Raw genomic sequence first — 7,700 nt, 5'->3', positions numbered from 1 at the left:
CTGGATCGCCGCATTCGAGAACACCGGCGGGCGCCCAGGGCGGCCCTCATGCGGCGCGTACCAGGCCATCTCCTTGTCCAGCCAGATCAGCAAAGACCCGCGCTTGCGGAGCGCAGCGTTGTAGGCGGACCAGTTCGTCGTGCGGTAGCGGGCGGGCTTGGGCTTGCTCATGACATCCGTCTAACCCCATGGATTCGTGTTGTGAATCCTCCAACGAGAGAGTTCTGCAACAATGCCCACTTGGAGTCAGGAAGTTGCCGAAGTCGCACCATTCAATGTAATGTTCTTGGGGGAGGGTGATCAATTTGATCCGTCTTTTGATCAGTCTGGACGCCGTCTAGCGTACTTTTTTCATAACAGCGTTGATGCCGTAAACTCAGTGGCGCTGATTGATTTTCGTGATGTGCCGGACGTGTCTCAGCTGGGGTTGCCAGATTCATGGTCGCCACAGGGTCAAGACTTAATCGAAGTTTGGTCCGTCATTCTTCTTCTTCAAAATTTGGGCAGTGTTGAGGGGGGAGTCGCGGTAATTTCATCCGAACAAGATACTGAGAGAGCCGTCTCATACCTGAAATATCACTTGGTGATGAGTGGCCATAGGTTAACTCTTCCCGTCCCTTTAGTATTGGGAAACCGTTTGTCCGATGTTCAAGATAGCTTAGTCGTTGAGAAAGACTACACCCAATTTGTTGAGCCATTTGGAATGTTGGGTGAAGTGAACTCCCGTGAGAGTGTTCTTGAAGGGTTTCTGAGTACTTACCACGTATTAGAAAATTACATGATACGCAGTGAAGTGTCTTCAGCGCTGTCAAATACGACGGGTCGTAGTTTTCAGCGCGTTAGAGACTTCAAGCGTCTAGGGCAACAAACTGATGCTAGCGAAGTCAGCCATCTGACAAAGCTATTCAAGCAGTGCTGGGATAAGACGATTGGAGCAACTACGTTGTCCGCTTACCTGGAGAACACCTTTAACACTACCAAAGCTGACCCGCGTTGGAATGAAAACGATTTTGATAAATTTTTGGTCGAGCTAGGGGTTCTTAACGGGAGTGGCAACCAAGTTACCTTTGCGAATGGGTTTAATAATGCTGAAAGCGTGCGAAACAACTTCGCTAAGCTAGTTTACTCTATCCGCTGTTCGATTGTTCACAATAAGGCCACTGAGTTTCACCTCTCAAATGAAGAGTTGAGCAGGGAGGCGATCCGAGTCCTTGTAATTGTAGAGCTTTGCTTGCCTGTTATGCAAAGAATTGCGTTCGGTCTTCCATCTTCGGCGCCGTCGACAAACCCAATATTCTATGTGAGGCGTGAACTGATGTTCTACTGAATAATGAGTGATTCAGAATTTCAAGGCGCCGTGATGTTGATTTTTTTACCTTGTCAGGAGGTGGCTTGAGGAGTTTAGCACAGTCTTATATTTAAAGGAGGGGTTTCGACTTTCATAAAATTCAGAAAAGTTTTCTTGACGGTCGGATGTGGCGTCGTGATTGCAGTCGCAAGCGTTTGAAAGCGTTTGAAAGCGTTTGCGGAGGGTGCTGAATCTGTGCCAAGCGGAGTGGGCAAAGGTTCAGTAACGTGTGTCGAGAACGACACCATGACTTGTATCATGTCGGGATGGTTAACACGCAATTCGTTCTATTGGAGATCAGTTTCCTGGCTCTTGTTGCGAATGTGCAGGGCAACATTCAATACCGTTCCTTAGTATCAGTCTCAGGCTTGGGTTAGTCTGATAAGTCATTCTTGAATGGCGGCGCTGGGTGAGAGATACGGCGGGGGAGTAGGCACACTAATCCGGATCGTATTTGTGACTTTACGCGAATGTTGGGTCCATGTTGCAACTTGAGAGTTATATTGTTATGTGCGCGAGGTGAGGGACAGGCGAGGGTTCTTTACGGGCCGGAGGAGGGCTTCGTAGGTCACGCCCTTCAGGAGACTTGGCTGATTGGAGGCCTGTCGAATCAGTGGGCGAACAGCCACTTGAATTGGGGGTGAAGTGGTTTTCCCGGGATTTTTACCGGGAACTAGAGCTAGATCGGTCGTGCTTTGGCGCAGCCATTTCAAAAGTACTGATGAAGGGGATACCTCGAAGGATGGTTAAACCAGTTTTGAGATTCTTGACGAACGAGGCGGGTGAAAAGGAGGGGCTCGGCGATGCCGGGATCGAAACCTTCCGCGACGCACCTTATGCTAGTTGCGCTAGGGAAGCAGGGCAGAACAGTCGCGACGCGGCGACGGGCCTGCCAGCGCACCCGGTAAGGATGTCTTTCAATGTCTTGAAACTCGAACACTCAAGCTTTCCATCGTACGACGTCCTGAGCGATACGATCGCCGCCTGTAGCGCCGAGGCCGAACAGGACCGTGAGATAGAATTCTTCTCCAATGCCTCCAACGTGATAGGTGCAAAATCTATTCCGGTGCTTGAAATAGCAGATCACAACACGACAGGCCTAGTTGGCCCAGCTAACTTGGAAGGGACACCGTTCCATTCGCTTGTTAAGGCTTCGGGTGTCACGTCAAAGGGCACAGTTGACTCGGGCGGTTCTTTTGGGATTGGAAAGAACGCGTCCTTTGCCGTCTCAGACCTTCAGACCGTCTTTTACGCTACGACGTACAAAGATGGTGACAGCCAGGCCTTCGCTGCTCAAGGTAAAGTAAAGCTGGTTTCTCACACTGACTCCAAGGGCATCAAACATAGAGCCACAGGCTATTGGGGGGATCCTGACGGGTTTCGAGCCGTGACAGATCGCAACTTGGTTCCAGACTGGATGAGGCGTTCCGATACGGGTACTTCAATATTCTGTATGGGCTTTAGGGCTGCTGAAGATTGGGCGGAGCGTATGACGTATTCGCTAGTTTCAAATTTCTTCTGCGCCGTTCATCGCGAGCAGATGGTGTTCGAAGTTAACGATGGTAAAATCAACATCAATCGAAACACGCTTGAGGGCCTGTTTTCGAGACAGGACATCATCGATGCCGCGGAACGCACAGGTCACCAAGCCGATCTGACCTTCGCCGGACAGCTCCATCGTTGTCTTGTCTCGGACAATTCTGAAGAGCAAACTCTGACGATACCCAAACTTGGCAATATGAAGGTCAGAGTTTTGATCGAAGAGGGTATGCCATGCCGTGTAGGCTTCATACGAAACGGGATGCTGATCACGGACAATCTCCGGCATTTCGGGCACCCGCTCCAGCAATTCCGCGGCTCGCGCGACTTCATCGTGGTAGTAGAACCCGACGATCTTGAATCTGGCGTGCTGCTGAAAAAGCTTGAGAATCCAGCACATGACGGCTTCTCGGCGGAACGGCTTCCCGACGCCACCAAACGAGCTGATGCCGCGACGGCCATGAAACACCTCGGCAGGAAACTTAGGGAGGTTATCAAGTCAACGACTGGCGTAAAGCATGAAGGATCAGTTGTCCTCGACGAACTGGGGCGTTTCTTTGCGGAGACCGGAAAAGCAGAAAAACCCGACGATCCGAATGCCGAACATGACCCCGAGCGTTACACCTACGAGTCCCAGCGACGGAAATCGAAGTCTCGTAAGGCGCCAAGCCCTACTGGAGGTGAGCTCGGCGGTCGCAGTCTGAACGGGACGGCGGCTAGCGGTAAAGGGGGGAGCAGCGGCTCCGGAACCGGTCGCGGCAATGGGGGGCGCGGTTCTGGTGGAGAACGAGAGCCGGTCGTACTCCGGGAGGTGCGCAATCTGATACGTTCTGATAGCTCCGGTGCTGCCACATCGCGTGAACTTCACTTCACGCCGGAAGTGACAGGACCGATCGAGTTGATTCTTCAGGCTACTGGAGTGAACACGCCTGAGGGTCTTAACTTGACTGCTGCAGACGCGGGATCCCTAGGCTCTGGCGTCCTTACTATTCATGCAAAGAAAGGCGAGCGGTGCAACGTGACTGTTTCGTTTGATGAATCCTACGACGGGCCAATTGAACTGATTGCTGTAAGCCCCGCGGAAACTGAGGAAACATCGGTATGAGGTTTTCAGAGGAAACACGCTATCCGCATCCTGTTTTAGCACACGACACCGGGGATTTTATCGCTGGTGAATTCGACATGAGGTTCACTCTGAGCGAAGACATCGCAACGGGAGCGCTTTCACTTGAGCACAACACCACCCTTACAGAAGGCGGCATACGGAAACTCGTTGAAACCGGCAAAGCATCGGTTGGTTGTTTCGTCCGCTGTTCAGATACGTATCATACCGAACTCCGCAATCTGACGTGGCCGACCGGCCGAACAGATTTCGCTGCCGGAGTTCTTCTGAATAGAGTTTCCCTGCGGCCGATAGTCTGGCTAAAAGGCAGATTGACTGGCTGGAATCCTGGTACCATTCACCCGGAATTTTCACCACCGGTTGATATGAATGGTGGAGATATCATCGCGATCGGAGAGGAACACATTATCTCGGTCGGGCAGGCCAAGCTCGCTCCTATTGAGAGCATCTTTGAACTGGATCGCTCTCCGGATGTACCTGAAGGAACTTTGCAGGTCGAGCTGGAGAGGGACCGTATCACCATCCTTGCAGGTGAGAAAACACACGAGACCATCATGCTCTTGCGCGAGCAGAAAACTGGTAAGCCTGTGGTTATGAGCTCGATATACCTCCCGGCGGTTATGGAAGTCCTTGATGCGTTGCAAAGCGGAGCAGACCAATACGAGCCATATCGATGGCATGCTCCATTTACAGCCCGTTGTGACGCCCGAGGTGTTGATCCCAAGGCGGATGTTTCGATCCTAGAGAGCGCTCAAAAACTTCTTGATGGCCCAGCAAGCGGTCTGGCCCAACTGATAGCGGAGGCAGATAGATGACGGAAACTCCGCTCAAGTATCTTTCAGAGAAAAAGCTCTACGAGCTAAAGGAAAACGTCGCGGCTAATCGTGACCGATATGAAGTCGGAGATTTCCTCGACCTTGAGCATGACAACGGCTGGGCGGTCGAGACCGGCACGGTCTCAGTTGATCACGATCTTCTGGCAGCTCTCGACGGAACAGCTAGGACGGCCGTGGCCGACATCGATAATTCCTTGATCCTCTATCGGGCTCTCAAAGGGATGACGCCTGCACTAGCGCGCGAGGAACGTGTCTGGGCGAGGCTGACCCACGTAGAGTGTCTTGGCTATGCGAGAGACAGATGGCTCTTCGGGAATAATGGTGCTCAGCTGGACGCCCAGGTCAGGATCCATATGTTCGCTCCGGGACTTACTGCGATCCGGGATGACAATTCGTTATCCCGCCTCTGGTGGAATATGCACATAGCAAGCATCGCAGATCCAGATGACCCCGAAGGCGCGTTGCGTCTCATCTTGAAGACCCTAGATATCCGCAGCAACTTTGTCGAACGCACGAACACAGCCGCTCGTCAACCCCTTGCTAGAGCCGTTGTTCGCGCAATGCGACGGGATCCATGGATTACTTCCAGCGCACGCGCGTTCAGGGAATTTATGATTGCCCTGAACCGAGACGGTGGCGGGATCCTATTCGAAGCCCTCTCCGATGAGGAAGCCAATGCACTTATGGATGCCTGTGCTTCCCGCGCCCAAGCGAAGATTTCTTTGTGACTTACCTTTCGAAGTCGCTTTTATAAAAAAATGTGACACCAGTACCTAAAGAACCGCCTCGAAGGCTGAACGACCCTTTGTGCCATCGCTTCCTTCCGAGGTTAGTGGCACCAGAACCTTGTGAAGCAAAGCAGCTATATGACGCGCTAAATACGGCGGGACTGCATTCCCGACCTGTACATACTGCTGCGTGCGATTGCCGAGGAACAGGTAATCGTCTGGAAAAGTCTGCAGACGAGCGGCTTCTCTAACAGTGAGGCTTCGGCACTGCACCGGGTCGGGATGGATGAAATAATGCCCGTCCTTGGAAATGTGGCTGGTCACTGTGGTTGAAGGCTGGTCGGCCACCTGGACACGGAAGCGATCATTGAAAACCCCTGTATTCCAGTTGCGGTGGTCCGGACTAATGGCTTCGGGAAAGCTTGCAGCCTTAGGGCTGTAGCCATGCACTGATCCAAACGCTGCCGCGAAGAGGTAGCGGCCTAGGTCCGAGGTCATATGCCCTCGGGTCTCGTGCTGGGCAACCGCGCGCAACTCGGCTCGCTCGATCCACTGCAGAAGATCATCGTTCGCGCAACCATATGGCTCCGGCAGAGCTGACGATTTTCGGAGGCTGGGCATCTCTGCTTCTAGGCGGTCCGCCAACGAGGTAAACGCCCCATGAAGCAAGCTGTCTTCTGTTCCCTTGGTGATCTCTGCGAGCACTTCCGCTGCTTTGATCACCTCCCGATGCCAAGCCGATACCTCGTCTCCACCGCGACTGATGCCACTACGCAATGCGGGTAGCGATCCGATGATTTTGCCGACTGTACTTGCGTTTCCGGAGATTGGCTCCTCGGCACCAGGAACTTGTCTTACAAGATCAGACCGAATACCAATGATGATCACGCGATGGCGTTTTTGTGGGATGCCGAATTCCTCAGCGCGTACGATGAATTCCGAAGGACGTATTGCCTCCTGCAGTGTAGCTTTCCCATTTTCGACACGGATGGCCCGCAGTTCGTACTGATGACCATGACCTGTGCCAAGTGAGGACAGGTCTTCCATCAGCATCTCGAACACTAGGCGGCTCTCGACAGTCGAAGAGAGCATGCCTTTGACGTTCTCCATCACGAAGGCAGCCGGACGCAACTTGTCGAGAACTCGAATGTACTCGCGAAACAAGTAGTGTCGTTCATCCTCCTCGGGCACATAGCCGACCTTACCTCTGGACCTTGCGCGCCCAACGAGCGAATAGGCCTGACACGGTGGGCCACCAATCAAGATCGTGTCGTCGTAATTGTCCTTCAGCTTCTCGATGGCAGCATCAATGGCGCTTGCTGCTGGATCGGTCCCAAGTTCAAGCGCGCGAGCTTCGTGTGTGGCAAGTTGCCAAGCGTTGGCGTCGATTTCTGACCATCTTGGCTCGGGAACCTTCCCCGCATGGAAATTTATGAATTGTTTGGGAAAGACGCCATGACGTGTCCTGTACTCGCGAAGGAATGCGCGCAATTCCAGGGTCCGATGAGCTGATGCCTCTTTCTCGACCGAGATCCCGATCCGGAATGGGAAATGGCCGCCTTTGACCAAGGACGCGAACCCTTCGCCAAGTCCGCCCGGACCGGCGAACAGATCAACTATACCGAAAGTGGCAGGCAAATCGAACTCCTAACGAATTTTTTCAGCCCGTGTATACTAGGTTCGGTGGTGAAGACTAGGACGCATGTGACAGATATTGTGGATCAGCGTACCCACTCGCGGATGATGTCGGGGATCGGGAGCAAGGACACGAAGCCTGAGCTTGCACTTAGAAAGGCGTTACACGCGCGTGGCTTTCGGTTCCGGCTTCACTCCAAGAAAGTCTATGGACGCCCAGACCTGGTTCTGTCTGCGCGCACCGGGGTAGCGCGGACAAGGATTCCAATCTGACGCGGACAACCATTCCGATTTAGCGCGGACAAGATTCCGGGGCTCGCGGACAAGATCGCGGAGCCCTTTGGCGGGGTGCTGAGCAATCACGTGGCGGGTAGCCTTTCGCTCTTTTGAGAGCGGGAGGGACCCAATGGCGAGATTGCCGATGAGGAAGATCAGAGAAGCCTTGAGGCTGCGCGCAAGCGGCCTGACGACCCGGGAGGTGCCGGGAGGTG

Annotated in this window: 7 protein-coding genes and 1 pseudogene; 5 read left to right on the top strand and 3 right to left on the bottom strand. The window is 53.3% G+C overall.

The window, feature by feature from the left end; all coding sequences use genetic code 11:
- Nucleotides 1-171: transposase (locus A9D60_RS24205; protein WP_175393033.1), on the bottom strand; the 171-nt coding region annotated here is incomplete at its 3' end.
- 61 nt (nucleotides 172-232) lie between these two features.
- Here A9D60_RS24205 and A9D60_RS24200 point away from each other — a divergent pair.
- The 4 genes from A9D60_RS24200 to A9D60_RS24185 all read left to right on the top strand — a co-directional run bounded on the left by A9D60_RS24200 (nucleotide 233) and on the right by A9D60_RS24185 (nucleotide 5,574).
- On the top strand, nucleotides 233-1,327 hold the full coding sequence (locus A9D60_RS24200; RefSeq protein ID WP_141118050.1) for a hypothetical protein: 1,095 nt from the start codon (nucleotides 233-235) through the stop codon (nucleotides 1,325-1,327).
- A 607-nt stretch (nucleotides 1,328-1,934) separates the two neighbouring features.
- Nucleotides 1,935-3,992: a hypothetical protein gene (locus A9D60_RS24195; RefSeq protein ID WP_217492092.1), complete on the top strand. Its 2,058-nt coding sequence runs from the start codon at nucleotides 1,935-1,937 to the stop codon at nucleotides 3,990-3,992.
- The gene (locus tag A9D60_RS24190; RefSeq protein WP_065269955.1) at nucleotides 3,989-4,825 is read left to right on the top strand and encodes a hypothetical protein; all 837 of its coding nucleotides are present in this window, start codon (nucleotides 3,989-3,991) and stop codon (nucleotides 4,823-4,825) included. The genes A9D60_RS24195 and A9D60_RS24190 overlap by 4 nt, the downstream gene beginning before the upstream one ends.
- Nucleotides 4,822-5,574 (top strand): DUF6339 family protein, encoded by a 753-nt coding sequence (locus tag A9D60_RS24185; protein WP_065269954.1) that lies wholly within the window; start codon nucleotides 4,822-4,824, stop codon nucleotides 5,572-5,574. Before A9D60_RS24190 ends, A9D60_RS24185 begins: the two co-directional genes overlap by 4 nt.
- A gap of 45 nt (nucleotides 5,575-5,619) precedes the next feature.
- On the opposite strand, the gene A9D60_RS24180 is transcribed toward A9D60_RS24185, so the two are convergent.
- On the bottom strand, nucleotides 5,620-7,212 hold the full coding sequence (locus A9D60_RS24180; protein WP_065269953.1) for a DNA cytosine methyltransferase: 1,593 nt from the start codon (nucleotides 7,210-7,212) through the stop codon (nucleotides 5,620-5,622).
- Between the two features lie 66 nt (nucleotides 7,213-7,278).
- On the opposite strand from A9D60_RS24180, the pseudogene A9D60_RS25825 reads away from it, so the two are divergent.
- Nucleotides 7,279-7,440: pseudogene (locus tag A9D60_RS25825) on the top strand (very short patch repair endonuclease); the annotation flags it as partial.
- Here the strand turns inward: A9D60_RS25825 and A9D60_RS26895 are convergent.
- Nucleotides 7,372-7,700, bottom strand: a 329-nt coding sequence (locus A9D60_RS26895; protein ID WP_217492093.1) for a hypothetical protein, incomplete at its 5' end; no start/stop codon positions are given. The pseudogene A9D60_RS25825 and the gene A9D60_RS26895 sit on opposite strands and share 69 nt — an antisense overlap.

The organism is Leisingera sp. JC1, assembly GCF_001679925.1.
Lineage (GTDB): Bacteria > Pseudomonadota > Alphaproteobacteria > Rhodobacterales > Rhodobacteraceae > Leisingera.
This window is presented reverse-complemented; position numbering and strand designations above follow the sequence as displayed.